The organism is Streptomyces sp. NPDC031121 (assembly GCF_055570615.1).
Window position 1 is genome coordinate 212073 of record NZ_JBVIGV010000007.1, and the last position, 19591, is coordinate 231663.

The 19591-nt window shown below is 75.7% G+C and carries 14 protein-coding genes; 11 read left to right on the plus strand and 3 right to left on the minus strand.

Annotated features, from left to right (window positions below):
• Nucleotides 1-2 precede the first annotated feature (2 nt).
• From ACZ462_RS15165 to ACZ462_RS15185, 5 genes are all read left to right on the plus strand, one after another.
• Complete coding sequence (locus tag ACZ462_RS15165) at nt 3-491, plus strand: DoxX family membrane protein (protein WP_467806332.1); 489 nt, start codon at nt 3-5, stop codon at nt 489-491.
• 394 nt (nt 492-885) lie between these two features.
• Complete coding sequence (locus ACZ462_RS15170; RefSeq protein ID WP_467806330.1) at nt 886-1716, plus strand: alpha/beta fold hydrolase; 831 nt, start codon at nt 886-888, stop codon at nt 1714-1716.
• 153 nt (nt 1717-1869) lie between these two features.
• Entirely contained in the window at nt 1870-2823 is a 954-nt protein-coding gene (locus ACZ462_RS15175; RefSeq protein ID WP_467806329.1) for an alpha/beta hydrolase, read from the plus strand.
• Nucleotides 2820-4733 carry an amidohydrolase gene (locus ACZ462_RS15180; RefSeq protein WP_467806327.1) on the plus strand — a complete coding sequence of 638 codons (1914 nt, stop codon included), beginning with the start codon at nt 2820-2822 and terminating at the stop codon, nt 4731-4733. Before ACZ462_RS15175 ends, ACZ462_RS15180 begins: the two co-directional genes overlap by 4 nt.
• An 18-nt stretch (nt 4734-4751) precedes the next feature.
• Nucleotides 4752-5456, plus strand: a complete 705-nt coding sequence (locus tag ACZ462_RS15185; protein WP_467806326.1) for a GPR1/FUN34/YaaH family transporter — start codon at nt 4752-4754, stop codon at nt 5454-5456.
• Between the two features lie 68 nt (nt 5457-5524).
• On the opposite strand, the gene ACZ462_RS15190 is transcribed toward ACZ462_RS15185, so the two are convergent.
• Nucleotides 5525-6493, minus strand: a complete 969-nt coding sequence (locus ACZ462_RS15190) for a helix-turn-helix domain-containing protein (protein ID WP_467806325.1) — start codon at nt 6491-6493, stop codon at nt 5525-5527.
• Between the two features lie 141 nt (nt 6494-6634).
• The gene (locus tag ACZ462_RS15195) at nt 6635-9343 is read right to left on the minus strand and encodes an AAA family ATPase (RefSeq protein ID WP_467806323.1); all 2709 of its coding nucleotides are present in this window, start codon (nt 9341-9343) and stop codon (nt 6635-6637) included.
• A 169-nt stretch (nt 9344-9512) separates the two neighbouring features.
• On the opposite strand from ACZ462_RS15195, the gene ACZ462_RS15200 reads away from it, so the two are divergent.
• The 4 genes from ACZ462_RS15200 (at nt 9513) to ACZ462_RS15215 (ending at nt 17607) form a co-directional block, all read left to right on the plus strand.
• Nucleotides 9513-11063, plus strand: a complete 1551-nt coding sequence (locus tag ACZ462_RS15200; protein WP_467806322.1) for a DUF4246 domain-containing protein — start codon at nt 9513-9515, stop codon at nt 11061-11063.
• Between the two features lie 194 nt (nt 11064-11257).
• On the plus strand, nt 11258-11797 hold the full coding sequence (locus ACZ462_RS15205) for an EF-hand domain-containing protein (RefSeq protein WP_467806321.1): 540 nt from the start codon (nt 11258-11260) through the stop codon (nt 11795-11797).
• A gap of 190 nt (nt 11798-11987) precedes the next feature.
• Nucleotides 11988-13610 (plus strand): NAD(P)/FAD-dependent oxidoreductase, encoded by a 1623-nt coding sequence (locus tag ACZ462_RS15210; protein WP_467806320.1) that lies wholly within the window; start codon nt 11988-11990, stop codon nt 13608-13610.
• Nucleotides 13611-14379: 769 nt separating this feature from the next.
• The gene (locus ACZ462_RS15215) at nt 14380-17607 is read left to right on the plus strand and encodes an ATP-binding protein (protein WP_467882614.1); all 3228 of its coding nucleotides are present in this window, start codon (nt 14380-14382) and stop codon (nt 17605-17607) included.
• Nucleotides 17608-17635: 28 nt separating this feature from the next.
• Here ACZ462_RS15215 and ACZ462_RS15220 read toward each other — a convergent pair whose 3' ends face one another.
• Complete coding sequence (locus tag ACZ462_RS15220; protein ID WP_467806318.1) at nt 17636-18058, minus strand: DUF1707 SHOCT-like domain-containing protein; 423 nt, start codon at nt 18056-18058, stop codon at nt 17636-17638.
• 60 nt (nt 18059-18118) lie between these two features.
• Here ACZ462_RS15220 and ACZ462_RS15225 point away from each other — a divergent pair, with 60 nt between their 5' ends.
• Together ACZ462_RS15225 and ACZ462_RS15230 are read left to right on the plus strand one after the other, a co-directional pair.
• Entirely contained in the window at nt 18119-18682 is a 564-nt protein-coding gene (locus tag ACZ462_RS15225; protein WP_467806317.1) for a TetR/AcrR family transcriptional regulator, read from the plus strand.
• 209 nt (nt 18683-18891) lie between these two features.
• Nucleotides 18892-19425, plus strand: a complete 534-nt coding sequence (locus ACZ462_RS15230) for a DUF7822 domain-containing protein (protein WP_467806316.1) — start codon at nt 18892-18894, stop codon at nt 19423-19425.
• The last annotated feature ends 166 nt before the right edge of the window (nt 19426-19591 follow it).

Sequence of the window (19591 nt, forward strand, 5' to 3'; positions counted from 1 at the left end):
CCTTGGACACCGGCCTGCTGGCCCTGCGCCTGCTCGTCGGCCTGCTCCTCGCGGGCCACGGCGTGCAGAAGGTCAGCACGCACCTCGGCGGCAAGGGCCTGGCCGGCGGAGCCGAGGAGTTCCGCGCCGACGGGTTCCGCGGCGGCGCCCTCACCGCACTCGCGGCGGGCGGCGCCCAGATCGGCTCCGGACTGCTGCTCGCCGCCGGACTGCTGACGCCGCTCGCCGCGACCGGGGCCATCGGGGTGATGACCGTCGCCCTCACCGTGAAGCGGCCCCACGGGCTGTGGGTGCAGAACGACGGATACGAGTACCCCCTCGTCCTCATCGGCGCAGCCGCCGCGCTGGCGGCCACGGGCCCCGGAGCCTGGTCCCTCGACCGGCTGCTCGGCCTGGCGCCGTACCCGCTGTGGTGGACCGTCCCCGTGCTCGCCGCGGGCGTCGCCGGCGGCCTGCTCACCCGGCTCGTCCTGCACCGGCCCGCCGCCTAGTCGTTCTGTCCCGGGCGGGTTCACCGGGCCACGGCGCCCGGCACGGCGCCTCGCCGCGCTGTCGGACCGCGTACGCCCAGTACGCGCCGCGGCCCTCCGCCTTGCGATGCACCGCACCGGACGCCGCGACCCGGCAAACCTTCCCGCCCACAGCACCGGAGACGGCCCCGGGCCACGGCCACACCCGGACAGGGTCCGGCCGCCCGCCTCCCCGACCAGGGCGCGGACACCAGGTCGTCCACCCTCGCGGACACGCCGGTGCCGCGGCCCTGACGCAGGCGCACGGAGTACCGCCCCCAGGCCCCTTCCCGCCCGCACTACTTCCTCCACCGACCCCCCCATCCACCGTCCGCCCGCCCGCAGCGGCGGCCGGACACGCACCGAAGGACCGCCCATGCCCTCCATCGACGTCGCCGAAGGCAACAGCGCCCCCGTCCGCCTCCACTACGAGGACCACGGCGCCGGCCGCCCCGTCGTGCTCATCCACGGCTGGCCCCTCAACGGGGCCTCCTGGGAGAAGCAGACCGCCGCACTGCTCGCCGCCGGCCACCGCGTGATCACGTACGACCGGCGCGGCTTCGGCCGCTCCGACCAGCCGGCGGACGGCTACGACTACGACACGTTCGCCGCCGACCTGCACACCCTCCTCACCACGCTCGACCTGCGCGACGCCGTGCTCGTCGGCTTCTCCATGGGCAGCGGCGAAGTCACCCGCTACCTCGGCACCTACGGCTCGGAGCGCATCGCCAAGGCCGTCGTGATCGGCGTCGTCCCGCCGTTCCTGCTCAAGACCGAAGACAACCCGGGCGGTGTCGACGGCAGCGTCTTCAAGGGGATCGAGCAGGCCATCGCCGCCGACCGGTTCGCGTTCATGACCTCCTTCCTCGCGGACTTCTACAACACCGACGTGCTCGGCGGCGAGCGCATCAGCGAGCAGGCGGTCCAGGCCAGTTGGCAGGTCGCCGTCGGCGCCTCCGCCAAGGGCACCCTCGACTGCGTCCAGGCCTGGCTGACCGATTTCCGCGCCGACCTGCCGCGCATCGACGTGCCCACCCTGATCATCCACGGCGACGCCGACCGCATCCTGCCCGTCGACGCCACCGCCGTCCCGCTCGCGCAGCTCGTTGAGGGCGCCGAGCTGACGATCGTGCCCGGCGGCCCCCACGGCCTGCTGTGGACGCACGCCGACGAGGTGAACGCCGCCCTCCTCGCCTTCCTGGACTGAGCGGACGCAGCCCGGGGCGCGTCGGAGGCCGGGTCCCGCCCGGGAGCGTCCGCCGGCGCGCCCCGGCGCCGGACCCGCGCCCACCCCGGCGCCCTCGCACCCGCGTGCTTCCCCGCCGCCGCCCCTCACCCCCTACCGCCGAAGGAGTTGCCCATGCCCCGCGTCCCCGTGCTGGAGCCCGCCGCCCAGGCCTTCGCCGACGCAACGGCCCTGCCGCCCTACCTCTACGAGATCCCCGTCGCCGACGGCCGCAAGGCCGTCGACGGCGTCCAGAACGGCGAGGGCGTCTCCGCGCCCGAGACGGACGAGGAGTGGATCAGGGTGGAGGGCGGGCCCACCGGCTCCGTCCGCGCCCGTATCGTCCGGCCCCGCGCCGCGGCCGGCCCCCTCCCCGTCGTCCTCTACCTCCACGGCGCCGGCTGGGTGTTCGGCAACGCCCACACCCACGACCGGCTGGTCCGCGAGCTGGCGGCCGGCACCGGCGCGGCCGTCGTCTTCCCCGAGTACGACCTGTCGCCCGAGGCCCGCTACCCCGTCGCGATCGAGCAGAACTACGCGGTCGCCCGCTGGATCGTCCGCGACGGCGCCGCGAAGGGGCTCGACGCCGGCCGGATCGCCGTCGCCGGGGACTCTGTCGGCGGCAACATGAGCGCCGCCCTCACTCTCATGGCCAAGGAGCGCGGGGACGTCGCCCTGCGGCAGCAGGTCCTCTTCTACCCGGTCACCGACGCCTCCTTCGACACCCCCTCCTACGAGGCCTTCGCCGAGGGGTACTTCCTGCGCCGAGACGCCATGCGCTGGTTCTGGGACCAGTACACGACCGACACCGCCGACCGCGCCCGGATCACCGCCTCCCCGCTGCGCGCGACCACCGAGCAGCTCGCCGGACTGCCCCCGGCCCTGGTGATCACCGCCGAGGCCGACGTCCTGCGCGACGAGGGCGAAGCGTACGCGGCCGCGCTCCGGGCCGCCGGCGTGCCCGTCACCGCGGTGCGCGTCCTCGGCACCATCCACGACTTCGCCATGCTGAACGCCCTGCGCGAGACGCGGGCCGCCGGCCTGGCGATCCGGCTCGCCGTCGACACCCTCCGCGAGGCCCTGGCATGACGGGCGCCACCGTGCACGGCACGCCCGGTCCGAGCATGCCCGTCGCCGGCGCCGTCCCGGCCCCCGGCGCCGTCCCGGCCGCCGCCGACCTGCTGCTGCGCAACGCCAGGATCCACACCGGCGACCCGTCCCGGCCCGCCGCCACGGCCCTGGCCGTCCGCGACGGCCGGATCCTCGCCCTCGGCGACGACCACGACCTGGCCCCCCACCTCGGGCCGGCGACCAGGATCGTCGACGCCCTCGGCCGCCGGGTCGTCCCCGGACTGAACGACTCCCACCTCCACGTCATCCGCGGCGGCCTCAACTACGTACTGGAGCTGCGGTGGGACGGCGTGCCCAGCCTCCGCGAGGCCCTGGCGATGCTCCGCGAGCAGGCGGGCCGCACCCCCAAGGGGCAGTGGGTGCGCGTCGTCGGCGGCTGGACCGCCGAACAGTTCGCCGAGCGCAGGATGCCCACCGTTGCCGAGCTGAACGCCGCAGCACCCGACACCCCGGTCTTCGTCCTGCACCTGTACCAGTCGGCGCTGATGAACCGGGCCGCCGTACGGGCCGCCGGCTACACCCGCGAGACGCCGGACCCGCGCGGCGGGCAGATCGTCCGCGGCCGGGACGGAGAGCCGACCGGGGTGCTGCTGGCGGCGCCGAGCGCGCTGCTCCTCTACTCCACCCTCGCCAAGGCGCCCGTCCTGGACGCCGCCGACAAACGGACCTCCACCCGCCACTTCCTGCGCGAACTCAACCGCTTCGGCCTCACCTCGGCCGTCGACGCCGCCGGCGGCTTCCAGAACTTCCCCGACGACTACGAAACCGTCGTCGACCTGGCCCGCTCCGGCGAGCTGTCCCTGCGCATCACCTACCACCTCTTCCCGCAGACCGCCGGACAGGAACTCGCGGACCTGCGGCGCTGGACGCAGTCGGTACGGCCGGGGGACGGCGACGAGTGGCTGCGCCTGGGCGGCGCCGGAGAGAACCTGACCTGGGCGGCCGCCGACTTCGAGAACTTCTCCGAACCGCGGCCCGAGCTTCCCCCCGGCTACGAGGCCGAGTTCGAGCAGGCCGTGCGGCTGCTGGCCGAGCACGGCTGGGGCTTCCGCCTCCACGCCACCTATGACGAGACCATCCGCCGCGACCTCGCGGTCTTCGAGAAGCTCGCCGCCGAGGGACTCTTCCCCGCCGGCAGCCGGTGGCTCTTCGACCACGCCGAGACCGTCTCCGACGACAGCCTCGACCGGATCGCCGCCCTCGGCGGGGCCCTGTCCGTGCAGAACCGGATGTCCTTCCAGGGCACCGCGTTCCTGGAGCGGTACGGGGCCGAGGCCGCCTCCCGCACCCCGCCCGTCCGGGCCATGCTGGAGCGCGGGCTGACCGTCGCCGCCGGCACCGACGCCACCCGCGTCTCCTCGTACAACCCGTGGGTCTCCCTGCACTGGCTGGTGACCGGCCGCACCGTGGGCGGCACCGCCCTCCGCCCGCCTTCGAACCTGCTCGACCGGCAGACCGCCCTGGAGCTGTACACCCTCGGCGGCGCCCGCCTGACCGGCGAGGACGACACCAAGGGCATGCTGCGCGAGGGCTTCCTCGCCGACCTCGCGGTGCTGTCCGCGGACTACTTCACCGTGCCCGAGGCCGCGATCCCGGACATCGAGTCCGTCCTCACCCTGGCCGGCGGACGCATCGTCCACGCGAGCGCCGAGTACACCGGCCTCGACGAGCCCCTGCCGCCGGTCAGCCCCGGCTGGAGCCCCGTCGCCCGCTTCGGCGGCCACCGGTCGGCCGGCGCCCGCCAGGCCGACGCCATGGCCGAGGCGGTCGCCGAGTCCGAGGAGCACCGCCGCTGGCGGGCCGCCCGCGGCACCCCGCCCCCGGTGCAGCCCGGGCCCGCCGCCGTCGACCCCTGCTTCGCCCCCTGACCGAGAGTGGTCCCGCCCATGAGTACAGACACCCCCTCCGGCAGCGGGCCGGGGCGCCGATTCGAGCCCGACCTGCGCGCGATGACCCGCATCAACCTGCGCCCGATGGCCTCCCCGATGCCGCTGGGCTTCTTCACCGTGGCGATCGCCTCCGTCATGACCGGCTGCCTGCAACTGGGCGTGTTCGAGGACTCGGAGCGGCGCGCCGTAGCCCTGTGCGTACTGCCGGCGTTCGCCCTGCAGTTCCTGGTGAGCATCCTCGCCTTCAGTGCCCGGGACGTCGTCGCGGCGACCCTCATGGGCGTCTTCGCCGGCAGCTGGCTGGCCTACGCCCTGGTCGTGGGCACCGGCGCGGCCGGCGGGCCCCGGGTGCTCGGCGTGTTCAACCTGGCGTTCCTCGTCCTCGGGGCGCTCATGGCCGCGGTCACCCGCCCCAAACGCGCCCTGTGGCTCGTCATCGCGGTCTCCCTGCCCCGGTGGGCCGCCACCGGCCTGGGCGGACTGACGGGTGCCGAGGCCCTTACCCGGACCGCCGGCGCCCTCGGTCTGGCCGTGGCGCTCGCGGCCGCCTACGCGGCCTTCGCGCTGATGCTGGAGGACATGCGCAGCGAGGAGGTCCTCCCCATCGGCCGCAGCGGACCGGCCCACCACGCCGTCGAGGGCGACCTCGCCGTGCAACTGCGCAACCTGGAGCGGCAGGCCGGTGTCCGCCGCACCCTCTGAGGCGCCCCGGCGCCCGCGTACCGCCCGCCCGGCGCTGCCGGCTGCGGCCGGGGCGCGGCACGCTCCGCTCAGCCGGTGCCGGCCGGCCCCCGGGACGCCGCCTGCCACTCGCGCGGCGTCATCCCGTACGCGGCGCGGAAGGACCGGCTGAAGTGCGAGGGGCTGACGAACCCCCAGCTCTGCGCGACCGCCGCCACCGCCGGCCCGGTCCCGGCGCGGCGGGACAGGTCGCGGCGGCAGCGGTCCAGGCGTTCGGCGTGGATCCACCGGCCCACGGACGTGCCCTCCGTCTGGAAGAGCCGGTGCAGGTAGCGCACCGAGATGTGGTGCGCGGCCGCGATCCGCTCCGGGGTCAGCCCGGGGTCCGCGAGGTGCTGCCGGACGTACTCCTTGATCCGGGCGAGGATGCCGGCGGCGGCCTCCGGTGCCCGGGGGTCCGGCCGGCCCTGCCGTTCGCGGACCAGCACCGCGAGCAGGTCGGCGGCGGTCAGGGCGAGCCGGTGGCCGGTGTCGGCGTCGAAGCGGGGTGCCTGCTCCGCGAGCCGGGCGAGGTAGCCGGCGAACAGCCCGGCGGTTCCGGACCGGCTGTCGAACACGGTTGCCGTGACCGCTTCGAGGTCCTCGTCGGAGACACCGATGTCCTTCTTCGGCAGGCGGAACGCGGTGAACCGGAAGCAGTCGGGCTGTTCCCGGCGGTAGGGCCGGCCGGCATCCGAGCACGTGAACGTCCCCGGGAGGACCAGTGCCTGCCGCCCGTGCTGGGTCAGGCGGGCCGTGCCCCGGTGCTGGAGGGTGACGGTCACGTACTGTCCGCCGCCCTGTGCGATGCGGTGCCGGCTGCGGATGACGGCCTGCGGTCCGGCCTCGACGTCGGAGATCTGCAGGGCGCCGACGTGCCGGCTGACGATCGTGCCGACCGCCGGCTCGGGTTCGTGGAGGGCGACGTCCAGCGGGACGAACGTGCCGGAGACCAAGCTGTGCCAGTAGTCGGCGCGTTCGGTGACGGGGAGGGCTTCGGTGGTGTTGACCTGGGACAACGTGACTCCCGGTGGGTGCGGGGCGGCTCTGCACCCACTCTCGGACCGTCGGCCGCCGCAGCCATCCGTCACATGACTTGCCTCGTGTACGTCACACCGCCGGGTACGGCGGCGGCCTCCGCGCCGCCGCCCGGTCCCCGGTCAGCGGCCGGTCACCGCGTCCTGCTCCACCACGTCCCGCAGTTGGCTGCGCGAGGAGACGCCGAGCGCCGGGAAGGCCTGGTAGAGGTGGGTGCCCACGGTGCGCGGGGAGAGGAAGAGCCGCTCGCCGATCTCACGGTTCGTCAGGCCCTGTGCGGCGAGCCGGACGATGCGCTGCCGCTGCGGCGTCAGGGACCGAAGGGCGCTGGGCCTGCTCGGGGCAGCGGTGACGCCGGCCGCCCTGAGCTCCGCCTCGGCCCGCGCGCTCCAGTGGACGGCACCCAGGCCGTCGAAGATCTCCCGTGCCCTGGTGAGGGCCTCCCGGGCGTCCGCGATCCGTCGCTGCCGGCGCAGCCACTCGCCGTACTCCAGCCACACCTGCGCCCGCTCGAAGGGCCACCGCTGCCCGGCCGGGTCGGCCAGCGCGGCCAGGAACAGCGGCCCGGCTTCCGACGGGTCGGCGAGCAGGGCGGCCGCCCGGTCCAGGATCTGCCGCAGCCGGGCCGAGGCCCCGCCGCCTACCTCGGCGGTCACCCGCGCCAGGACGGTGCGGGCCTCGTCGGCTTGCCCGGTGAGCACGGCGGCGGCCGCGAGGTCGGCGACCGCGTAGCAGGACAGGTGGTGGTGCAGCGGGCGGCCCGCCGCGTCGAAGACGCCGCGCAGGTGCCGGTGGGCGGCGGCGTGGTCACCCAGGGCCGTGGCCGCCAGGCCGGCGGCGCGGCGGGCGCGCACCACCGTCCCGAGCGCGCCGGCGGGCTCGGTCGCGGCCAGTGCCGCCGCCGCGTGCCGGAGCGCCGGCTCGGGCTCGCCGGTGAGGGCGTGCAGGGTGGCCAGGACGGTCAGGGCCCGTACGGAGCCGAGGGTGTGCTCGCCGTCCAGGAACCGCGCGGCGAGCCGCTCGACGCCGAGCCGCGCGTCGGCCCACCGGCCGCCGTCCACGTTCGCCCACGCCAGGTCGGCGGCGGTCATCCCGGCGTGGAAGGCGTCCGCGTCCTCCCACTGCGGGTTCACCAGCTCGCCGAGCAGGCTCACCGCGGTCTCGGTCTCGTCCAGCACCAGGCAGAGCACGCCGAGGGTGTGAAGTTCGGTGGGGAGCCTGCCGGGGGCCGCGGCGACGGCGGGCAGCAGGCCGCGGATCGAGGCGCCGTGCACGAACGGGTCCGTGACCCCGAGGTCCCAGAGGTGGAACGGGTGGGAGGCGATGTCCTGGGCGTCGCGCCGGTCCAGCAGGGCGCGCAGGCGGGCCCGCTGGGCGGGGGCGCCCGAATGGTAGGCGATCCCGGTGGCGATGGTGGACACGCCGGCGCCGATCGCCGCGGGGTGCATCAGCCCGTCCGAGTCGACCAGGGCGAACGCCCTCTCCATGCGCAGGGAGAGCATGGCGACGAGTCCGCTGAGCCCGGAGATCCATCCCGCGGTCACCGGGTCGCGGTTCGCTTCCAGGGCCATTGCGGCGAACCCCTCCGCCTGGCCGAGGTCGCCGACCAGCACCGAGGCGTACGCCGCGGTGGCCAGCCGGCGGATCCGGTCGGCCGGGTCGGTGCCCAGCTGGGCGGCCCGCTCCAGGCCGGCGACCGCCTCGGCCATCGCTCCCCGCGCCACCGCCCGCAGCGCGGTCTCCTCGAGGGCGCCGGCGACCGACGCGTCGGGCGCGACGGTGGCCGCCGACAGCTGCCAGGCCCGCCGGTCGGGGTCGCCCGTGAGGGCGGCGGCCAGCGCCAGGTGGGCGCTGCGGCGTTCGGCGAAGGGCGCCGCACCGTAGATGGCGGACCGGACCAGGGGGTGGCGGAAGTCGATGCGGTCTGCGTGGAGGCGGATCAGGCCCGCCTGCTCCGCCGGCCGCCAGACCGCCACGTCCGTACCGGGCGGCAGCGCGGCCATGACGTCGGCGAGACCCGCGCCCTCCGCCGCCGCGGCGACCAGCAGCGCCCCGCGGGACGAGGCGGGCAACTCGTCCACCTGGGCGGCGAAAGCGCGCTCCAGCAGGTCGGTCACCGGCACGTGGCCCGTCGCCGGCAGTCCGCCGTCGCGCGCCGCCTGCCGGGCCAGCTCGACCAGGGCGAGCGGATTGCCGGCTGCCGTGTCGAGGATCCTGCGGCGGGCCGGACCTGACGGGGCGTCCGGCTGGCTGCTCAGCAGTTCCTCGGCCTCGGCCGGCGGGAGGGCCGGGACCAGCAGCTCCGGCACCGCCCGGTCCAGCCAGTCGGGGCGGTGCGTGCCCCGGGCGGCGAGGAGCAGCCCGATGGGCTCGCCCGCGAGGCGCCGGGCGAGGAAGCCCAGCACCTGGCAGCTGCCGTGGTCGAGCCACTGGACGTCGTCCACCACGAGCAGCAGCCGTCTCGCCGAGGCGAGCTGGGAGGACAGGGTGAGCACGGCCAGGCTCATCATCATCAGGTCGGGCGGCGCCGGGTCGTCGCCGAGACCGAACGCGCTCAGCAGGGCGGTGCGCTGCCGGAGGGGCAGGCCCTCCGCGCGGTCGAGGACGGGGAACAGCAGCTGGTGCAGTCCGGCGAAGGCGAGTTCGGTCTCGGCGGCGCTGCCGCGCACCCTGAGCACGGTGGCTCCGGCCGCCGAGGCCGCGTCGACCGCCGAGTCGAGCAGGGTCGTCTTGCCCACTCCGGGCTCCCCGAGCAGCAGCAGAGACGCAGCGGGGGCGCTCGGCGCGAGCGCTTCGGCGATGACCGCCCGCTCCCTGTGACGACCGATCAACTGATGTCTCCTGAACTCGTCGCGCTCGGTGCGGCACGGCGTCCGCGCGCCGCGAACTCGCAGGCCAGAGCATAACTCGGCGTGAGCGCCGCTACCGGTATGGAGTCTTCCCTTCCGGCCCTGCCCGGAGGCGCCGGCGGGCGCGGACGGGGTGTCGGTCGGAGCGGATATGGTGCCCGTCGTCGTACATCCGTCCGAAAGGCCGACGCAATTGACCGGCAAGCCTGCTTTCCCCCTGCCTTTTGAATCCGTGCGCTCCGCACTGTTCGCGACCCCCCGGACGCTGCGGGAAGTCGAGATGATGCGGTGCAGCGCCCACATCCGGTCCAAGCCGGGGTGGTTCGACAAGATGAACGACGCCGAGGTCGTCGCCAGGTGGACGCGGGAAGCGGTCGCCCAGGGCCTCACCGAGGCGCAAGTGGCGTACGTCCTTGCCGAACTCGGGCACTACGCCGCCCTGCGGGACCCCGGCACCGGCATCGAGGTGTCCGCCGTCGACGGGGTGTGGCACTCGGACACGCTCGTCGACGACGCGCTCCGGTCCCGGCTGCGCGAGGCCGCGCGGGTGCTGGAGGACGTCCCCGAGGAGGAGAAGGACTGGCATCCCGGATCGGCCGGCCAGGTCCTCGACCTGGTGCACCCCTCGCTGTTCTGCCTGGTGCGGGAGGTGAGCGGCGGACCCGAGCGGGCCTGGCAGAACCCGACGAGCCACTACGCGAAGCACGAGTTCTCCGAGAGGTTCCAGTGGCTGCCGACCGATGTCGACGTCAGTGACGACGGCGAGGCCGCCTTCCGCTCGTACGTCAACAACGTCCACCCCGAGAAGCACCGGGAACTCGCCGCCGTCCTGCCCGAGCTGTTCGCCCGCCTGCGCCCGCTGCTGGAGAACGTCCTCACCGATCTGCGCCACCCGCGGCCCCTGCGGATCGAGCCCGACCCCTACGGCTGGTACGACTCGGAGCCGGAGCGCCCGGACAAGGCGGCGTTCGACGACGACGAGGCCTACGCGGCGGCCGTCCGCGCCTGGGAGACGGCCCTGGACGACTGGTGGGAGAACCGCCGCCCGGTCGTCCCGGACGCCCCGGCGTTCACCCCGCCCGAGCTGCCCGACGCCTCCTCCCGGGTCGACCTGCGCGGCCGCCGGCTCCAGGTCATCGTCAAGCTCGCCGCGGTCCACCTCACCCCGGAGCAGCCCGAGTACCCGGGCGGCTCCTGGCACGTCGAGGGGATGCTGAACGAGCGGATCGTCTCGACCGGCATCTACTACTGGGACAGCGAGAACATCACCGAGAGCCGCCTCGGGTTCCGCGCCGCACTCGACGACCCCTACTACGAGCAGAACGACGACAACGGGGTGCGCGAGGTCTACGGCCTGGAGAACGAGGACGCGCTGAACCAGGAGCTGGGATCGGTGCCTACCCCGGCGGGCCGCTGCCTGGCGTTCCCGAACGTCCTCCAGCACCGCGTCGACTCGTTCCGCCTCGCGGACCCCACCCGACCCGGGCACCGCAAGATCCTCGCGGTCTTCCTCGTCGACCCGTCGGAGACGATCGTCTCGACCTCCGACGTGCCCCCGCAGCAGCCGTGGGCCGAGACGTCGACCATGACGCTGGAGCAGGCGAAGCAGTACCGCGAAGAGCTCATGCAGGAGCGCAAGTTCTTCGTCGCCGAGCACAACGAGCAGGTCTACGAGCGGGAGTTCTCCCTCTGCGAGCACTGACGGGCCGGGCAGGTGCCGAAGGGGCGCACGCGCCGCGTGCGCCCCGGGCTCCCGCTCCTGCGGACGAACGGGTTTGAACAGGAGGGCGTAGCCCGTACGGGTGCGCCGCGCCCCAAACGGGTGATCACGGTCAAGGCCTTCCCCCGCGCCGCACTACATTCGGCGGACCGAACCGAGTGAAGGGGATGCCTGCTGTGAGCGTGCTGGACATGAAGCTCGACCGGTCCTTCGACGTCTTCGACGCGGACCGCGACGGACGGCTCCGCAAGTCGGACGTGACCGGCCTCTCGGACAAGCTCGCCGAGTCCCTCGGCGTCGCCCCGGACGCCGTGGCCGGACTCCGCGGCTCCCTGGAGGACCTCTGGGACGCCGTCTTCCAGAAGATGGGCCGCGACGGCGACGGCGGCGTCGACCGCCTGGAGTTCCGGGCGGCGTTCCGGGCGCGGATCGTCACCGACCAGAACCGGATCTGGGACCGGATCAGGAGCATGAGCAACGCCTGGACCGAACTCGGCGACCGCGACGGCGACGGCATGCTCAGCCGCCAGGAGTACACCGACCTCCTCCACGGGATGTTCCGCCTCCCGCGCGAGACCTTCGAGGAGGCGTTCAACGGACTCGACTCCGACGGCGACGGGCAGCTGAGCCGCGACGAGATCAGCCGCGCGATGAAGGAGTACTACACCAGCGAGGACCACACCGCCCGCGGCAACCACTTCTTCGGACGCCTCTGACCCCGCCGTGGCGGTGCGGGGGGCAGGGGCGGGCCGACGGGCCGCCCCCGCCCCCGCCCTGTCCCTCCTCCCGCCGCCGTGCCGCGCCCGCCCCGCACCGGCCGCGGCGAAGCCGCTCCGTGCGCCCGCCCGCTCGTCGACCGCGAGCGGAAGCCGATCATCCCAGCCCGCTCCCTTGGAGGACCCCTTGATGGCCGATGCCGCACTGCCGGTGATTGTGCTCTCCGACCCCGACCCGCTCCGCCGCCACGAGACGGCCGAGCTGGTGCAGAGCTGGTACCGGACCTCCTTCCGGGTGCTCCAGGTCGGCGGACCGGCAGAAGTGGTCCGGGCCCTGAACACGCTGGCCGACCGCCGGGTGCCCGTCGCGGCCGTCCTCGCCGACGAGGCCCCCGCCCCGGCCGCCGCGCACCACCCCGGCGTCCGCTGGTTGCCGCTGGCCCGGCACCGGGACGCCGACCCCGGCCCCGGCGCTGTCGCCGGTGCCGCCGGCAGCGAGGCGCCCCCGGCCGCCGGGAGCCGCGCCGAGGACCTGCGCGGCGCCCTCGACGACTCCCTGTGCACCTGGAACGCCGACTCCCGCGGCGAACTGCCCACCGCCGAGGTCCGCGGGAGCCGCTTCTCGCCCGCCGCCTACGCGGTGCGCGACTTCCTCGGCCGCAGCGGCGTCATCTTCCGCTGGCTGCCCGAGCAGGAGTCGCGGGACGCCCCGGTGACCGTCCGCCTCGGCGACGGCACCGAGATGGCGGACCCGTCGATCAGCGAACTCGCCGAACGGCTCGGCCTCATCCGCCCCGCCGGGCGGGACCACTACGACGTCGCGGTGATCGGCGGCGGCCCGGGAGGCCTGTCCGCGGCGGTGTACGCGGCCGCCGAGGGCATGAGCGTCGTCGTCATCGAGGACGACGCGCCGGGCGGGCAGGCGGGGACGACCTCGCGGATCGAGAACTACCTCGGCTTTCCGACGGGCCTCACCGGCGGCGACCTCGCCCAGCGCGCCCTCCAGCAGGCCCGCCGGGCCCGCGTCGAATGGCAGCCCACGCGCGTGGCCAGCCGGGTCTCGCCGGCGGAGGACGGCCGCCACCGGGTCGAGTTCGTCAAGGCGGGCACCGACGAGACGGCCTCGGTGACCGCCGCCGCGGTGGTCGTCGCCACGGGCGTGGACTGGAACCGCCTGACGGCTCCCGGCGTCGACCGCCTGCTCAACTCCGGCGTGTACTACGGCTCGTGCCTCTCCGACGCGCCCTCCGCCGCCGGCGAGGACGTCTACATGGTCGGCGCCGGCAACTCCGCCGGCCAGGCCGCCCTCTACTTCGCCCGCTACGCCCGCACCGTCACCCTGCTCGTCCGGGGCACCGACCTCGGCGCCTCGATGTCCGACTACCTGGTCCGGCGCATCGGGCACACGCCCGGCCTGCGCGTCCTCCTCGGCACCGAGGTCGCCGAGTGCCTCGGCGAGACCACCCTCACCGGCCTCCGGCTCCGCGACCGCGGCGGCAGCGAGCAGACGGTCCCCGCGCACTGCCTGTACGTCCTGATCGGCGGCCACCCGTCGACCGACTGGCTCGGCGGGGCGCTCGCGCTCGACGACCGCGGCTACGTCCTCACCGGGAGCGGCGCGGCCGGCGCGGACGCCCTGCCGATGGAGACCAGCGTGCCCGGCGTCTTCGCCGTCGGCGACGTGCGCTCCGGGTCGGTCAAGCGGGTCGGCGCGGCCGTGGGCGAGGGCGCCGCGGTCGCCCAGTGCCTGGTCGAGTACCGGCGCCGCCACCCAGCCTTCTTCCCGGACGCCCGGGCCGTCTGCGGCTTCTGACGGCTGCATCCCGCGCACGCAGCCGCCCGGTGCCGCGCCCCTGCCGCGCTGTCGGGCGAGGACCCGGGCCGTCTGCGGCGCCTGGCGCGCGGGCCGCTGCCCGGGAGGTGCGGCCTCGCCGCGCTGCCGTGTGACGGTTCGGGCTGCCTGCGCCCTCTGACGGGCTGTGGGCCGGGCTGGCCGCTGCCGGAAACGGCGCCTCGCCGCGCTGTCGGGCGGGGGCCCGGATTGTCCGCGGCTTGTGTCGGCTGTAGCCCGGCGGGCCGTAGCCCGGCACCGCGCCCCGGCGCGCCGTCGGCGACGGCCCGGCCCGTCCGCGGCCTGGCGGGCTGTAGCCCGCGCGGGCCGCTGCCGGAAATTGCGGCGTCGCCGCGCTGCAGGACGAGAGTGTTGTCTGCGGCTTCTGTCGGGCTGTGGCCTGGGCGGGTTGCTGCGGGGAAATTGCGCCCTTGCCGCGCTGTCGGCGGAAGCCCGGGTCGTCTGCGGCTTCTGACGGCCGCAGCCCCGCGGGGGCCGACGCCCGGCACCGCTCCCCGGCGCGCCGTCCGGGGTCGCCCGCGTACGCCCGGTGTGCGGGCGGGGCCCTCCGCCGTGCGGGGCGCGCCGCCGGATACCCTCGCGGGGCCGGTGCCCTTGGCGCGGCGGGACCCCGGAGCCGCGCCCCGGAGGACGGGCCGGCGCACGCGGAGGCGCCGGACACGGCCCGGTGGGCGTCCCCGCTGGTGGACGACCCGCGGCCGCCCGCCGCGGGTCCGGCACAATGGGCCCGGTGCGTTACCTCATCCTCGGCGCCACCGAAGCGCGCAGCGCGGCCGGTTCCCCCCTTCCCATAGGCGGGGCGCGCCTGCGCGCGCTCCTGGCCGCCCTCGCCCTGCGCGCCGGCGCTCCGGCCGCCGCCTCCGTCACCGACCTCGTCGACGACGTCTGGGGCGACCGGCCTCCCCGGGACGCCCCCGCGGCCCTCCAGGCGCTCGTCGCCCGCCTGCGCAGGGCGCTCGGCGGACGGGACACCGTCCTGGCCGACCCCTCCGGCGGCTACCGCCTCGCCGTCGCCGACCGCGACGACGTCGACGTGCACCGCTTCACCCGGCTCGCCCGCGAAGGCCGCGCCCGGCTGACCGCGGCCCCCGCCGACCCCGCCGGCGCCGCCGCCCACCTGCGCGCCGCCCTCGGCCTGTGGCGCGGACCGGCCCTCGCCGACCTCCCCGAACCCGCCCGCAGCCGGCACGCCGCCGCCCTCGAAAGCCGGCGCACCGCGGCCCTGCGCGACCGCATCGAGGCCGACCTGCGCTCCGGTGCCGCGGACCCGGCGGCCCTGCCCGCCGAGATCGAGGCACTGATCCGGGAGAACCCGTACGACGAGACGCTCCGGGCCCAGCAGGTGCGGGCCCTGCGCGCGGCCGGCCGGCCCGCCGACGCCCTCGCCGCGTACGAGCGCACCCGCCGCACCCTCGCCGACGCCCTCGGCACCGACCCGGGCCCCGAACTCGCCGCCCTCCACGCCGAACTGCTGAACCCCGCCCCCGCCGCGGCCCCGCCCGGCCGGCCGCCCGCGCCCGAGCGCCCCGGCCCCGCGGGCGGCAACCTGCGGCCCCGCCTGAACTCCTTCGTCGGACGCGAACCGGAACTGGCCGCCCTCCGGGCGGACCTCGCCGGCCTGCGCCTGGTCACCCTCACCGGGCCGGGCGGCTCCGGGAAGACCCGGCTCGCCGAGGAGGGCGCCGCCGCCCACCCGGACCCCGTGTGGCTCGTCGAACTGGCCCGCCTGGACCGGCCGGACGCCGTGCCCGGCGCCGTCCTCAGCGCCCTCGGCCTGCGCGAGGACACCCTCGTGGCCCGCGAGGCGCCCGCGGCCGACCCCGCCGCACGGCTCGTCGAACTGTGCGCCGACCGCCGCCTGCTGATCATCCTCGACAACTGCGAGCACGTCGTCGGCGCCGCCGCCGGACTCGCCGAACTGCTCCTCACCCGCTGCCCCGGAGTCCGGATCCTCGCCACGAGCCGCGAACCCCTCGGCGTGCCCGGTGAAACGCTCCGCCCCGTCGACCCCCTCCCGCCGGGACCCGCCCACCGCCTCTTCGCCGACCGCGCCTCCGCCGTCCGCCCCGGCTTCACCCCGGACGACGACCCGGAGGCCGTCGCCGAGATCTGCGCGCGCCTCGACGGCCTCCCGCTCGCCATCGAACTGGCCGCCGCCCGGCTGCGGCTGCTCACCCCGCGCCAGATCGCCGACCGCCTCGACGACCGGTTCCGGCTCCTGACCGGCGGAGCCCGTACGGTCCTGCCCCGCCAGCAGACCCTGCGCGCGGTCGTCGACTGGTCATGGGACCTTCTCGACGACGGCGAGCGGACCGTCCTGCGCCGCCTCTCCGCCTTCGCCGGCGGCTGCGACCTGCCGGCCGCCGAGGCCGTCTGCGCAGAGGGCTCCCTGGACGTGCCCGGCCTCCTCGGCTCGCTCATCGACAAGTCCCTCGTCGTGGCCGCCCCCGACCCCGACGGCCCCGGCATGCGCTACCGCATGCTGGAGACGATCCACGAGTACGCCGCGGAACGCGCGGCCGCGGACGCCGCCGACCGCCTCGCCGCCGCCGACCGGCACGCCGCGTACTTCCTGGCCCTCGTCGAGGAGGCCGAGCCGCTGCTGCGCGGCTCCGGCCAACTGCCCTGGATCCGGCGCATCGAGACCGAGCTGGACAACGTCCGGGCGGCCCTCCGGCACACCACCGGTGCCGGATCCGCCGAGGCCGGCGAGCGGTTCGCCGTCGCCCTCGGCTGGTTCTGGTGGCTGCGCAACTACCGCGGCGAGGGCGCCGACTGGGTGGGCCGGATCCTGCGGAACCGGTCCGCCGAGCCGCCCGAGGACACTCCCGCCCACTGGCGCGTGATGCGCGTCCGCATGCTCGACGTGTTCCTCCGCGCGCAGGGCGAGACGCCCGAGGAGTTCCGCACACCCGCCAACGCCGCCCTCACCGACCGCCTGCGGAAGGTGTTCGAGACGCCCGGACCCGAGACGGCCCGCTTCCCCGGCATGCTCTGGCCCATGAGCCTCCTCCTCACCGGAGACGTCCTCGACGTCCGCGGGGCCCTCGACAAGGCCGTCGAGAACTGCCGCCGCCACGGCGGCGCGTGGGAGCTGGGCGTCACGCTCCTGCTGCGCACCCACCTCGCCATCGACGTCACCGGCGGCCTGCCCGCCGTCGACGCCGACCTCGCCGAACTCCACGGGATCGCCGAGCGGGTGGGCGACCGGTGGACCCGCGCCCAGGTGGCGGCCGCCTCCGGCGAGGTGGCGCTCTCCCGGGGCCGGTACGACGTGGCGCGCGGCGAGTTCGACGAGTGCCTGCGCCTCGCCCGCGAGGTCGGCGCCCACACGGAGACGCCGTTCATCACGGCCCGCATCGCCGAAGCGGCCCTCTGCGCAGGGGACTTCGCGGGCGCAGAGCGGCTCCTGGCGGAGTCGGCCCGCGAAGTCGACCGGTACGGCGGCGTGTACGACGTCCGCGCCTACGCCGGACTGCTGTCGAGCCTCGTCGCCCTCGTCCGCGGAGACCTCGCAGAGGCCCGCGCCGCACACGGGCAGGCCCGCGCCGATGCCGCCCGCTTCGCGGCGCCCGCCCAGCTCACCGCCGGCCTCGACAACATCGACGCCGTGCTGCTGGGGCGCGAAGCAGGCCCGGAGGCCGGCCTCGCCGCCGTCGGGCCCGCGCTGGCGGGCGCGGTCGCCGCGCACTGCGCGGAGCGCGTCCTGGCCTCGCTCGCCGACACCGCGGCCGCCCTGCTGTCCAGGGCGGGCCGCACCGCCGAGGCCGTACGGGTCCTCGGCGCGGCCACGGCGTGGCGCGCGGGGCACCCGCGCTCCGTGCTGGAGCAGGCCGCCGTCGCGGCGATCCCGGACGAGGCCCGCGCCGTGCTCGGCCCGGACCGCCACGACAGGGAGGCGGCGGAGGGCGCCGCCCTCTCCCCGGCCGAGGTCGCGGCTCTCCTCACCGCCGGCTGAGCCGGCGGCCCGCACCCGCCGCGCGGCGTCAGCCGGTGCCGTCCTCGCTGCGGGGCCAGACCGCCACGGCGAGGAGGACCGCCGCCCACACGGCGAGCGGGGCGACGGGCCAGTAGTACGACAGCTCGCCCTCCCTGAGGCAGCGGACGCCCCAGACCGCCGACAGGACGACCGATCCGCCGAGCCAGTACCGCCATTCGGCGAGCCACGCGGCCAGGTCCCGGCGGTCCCGTTCGGCGCGGGTCGGCGACGGGGCGGGCAGGTCGCCGGTCAGGGCGGCCAGCTCGCCCGCCGTGCGCGCGTCGAGGGTGCGCCGGACCCGGTCCGCGTGCTCCTGCGCGTCGAGCCGGCCTTCCGCCAGCGCCGAGGCCAGGACGCCCAGCGCGCCGTCCCGCTCCTCGTCCGACACCCGCAACGCGGGTGCGGACGGCTTGCCTTGGCTGTTCTCCATCCCCTGTCTCCCTTCCCGTATTAGAATACGACTGTATCTCAAAGAAGGTGGGGTGGACCCGTGCCGAAGACCGTCGACCGGCCGGAGCAGCGCCGGCAGATCGGCGCCGCTCTGCTCGGGCTCGCCGCCGAGCACGGCCTCGACCAGATCAGCGTGCGCACCGTGGCGGCGGCGAGCGGCCGCTCCGCCGGCGCCGTGCAGAAGTACTTCCGCTCCAAGGAGGACATGCTGGTCTTCGCCGCCGAACTCGCCGGCGAGCGCATCGGGGAGCGGATGTCCCGCGTCGACACCGGCCTGCCGCTGCGGGAGGCGCTGCGCGCCCTCGTCCGCACCGTGCTGCCGCTGGACGACGAGCGGCGCGCCGAGGCCGCGGCACAACTGGCCTTCGCGGTCCACGCCGCGCACCACCCGCGGCTGGCCGCGATCCGCCGCCAGGTCGACCGCGACGTCCGCGACGCGCTCACCGCCTGGCTGGAAGGCGCGGGGTCCCCGCGCGCCGGGGCCACCGCCGACGCCGTCATCGCCCTCGGCGACGGGCTCGCGCTGCGGATGCTCTACGATCCGGCCGACCGTGACGCGCTCCTGGACGCCCTCGACCGCGCTCTCGACGCCCTGCTCCCGTGACACCGCGGGACCGGCCCGGGCGGCGCGCCCGCCAGACCGCTAGAAGCCGCGGCGCGCCCGCCAGACCGCTAGAAGCCGCGTACGCCCACCGGAATCCCGGCCGCGGACGAGGAGGACCGGCTCCGCGGCCACCCCGCGGCCGGCGCTCCGGCGACGGACACGAGCGCCTCCGAACGGCGTTGTCCGAACCCGCTGTTAGGGTCGCCGCCATGGCCAACCGCTCATACCTCTACGCTGCCGACACGCTGCCCACCGAGCAGGAGAACGCCCAGGCGATCCGCTGCGTCTCGGAACACAACTGGTCCATTCCGCTCGCCCACAAACTCCTGGTGGGACGTGGCACGGCCATCGTCCCGTCCATGATCTGGAATCCCCGCATAGGCATCGCGGCGGACTACGCCGGCGGCGCCGCCCTGCTCGGCGACCTCCTGCGGGCCGTGGGCCGCGGACTGGAGGACGACACCGACTTCGCCCGGTGCGTCGAGCGGACCACCGCCCACCTGGAGAAGCAGGCGGCGCGGTACTTCGTCCTGGAGACCGGCGAGATGGTCTCCCTCACGGACGACGACCCCGTGGCGGGCGTCCAGCGGCTGGTCGCCGACGACATCCCCGCCGCCGTGTCCCAGGCCGAAGCGGCGATCGCCGGCCGCAACGACGCCTGGCTGTCCACGATCCGCGCCGACTGGGAGGACCACTTCGCCTCCTTCTACAGCGACACCCTCTACTTCTCCTTCCCCGGCTAGATCGTCCCTTTCGGGTTTTGCCGGTTGGGCCCGCGTCGTCCGGTGCCGTGGATCGCAAGGCGGAGGGGCGGCCATGTACTTTGGGTCCGAGGGTGGAGCCAACAAAGCGTGCAGGGTGGGGTCCCTTGGGGCGGGGGAGGGGCTCCAACTTCTCCTTCCCGGGGTC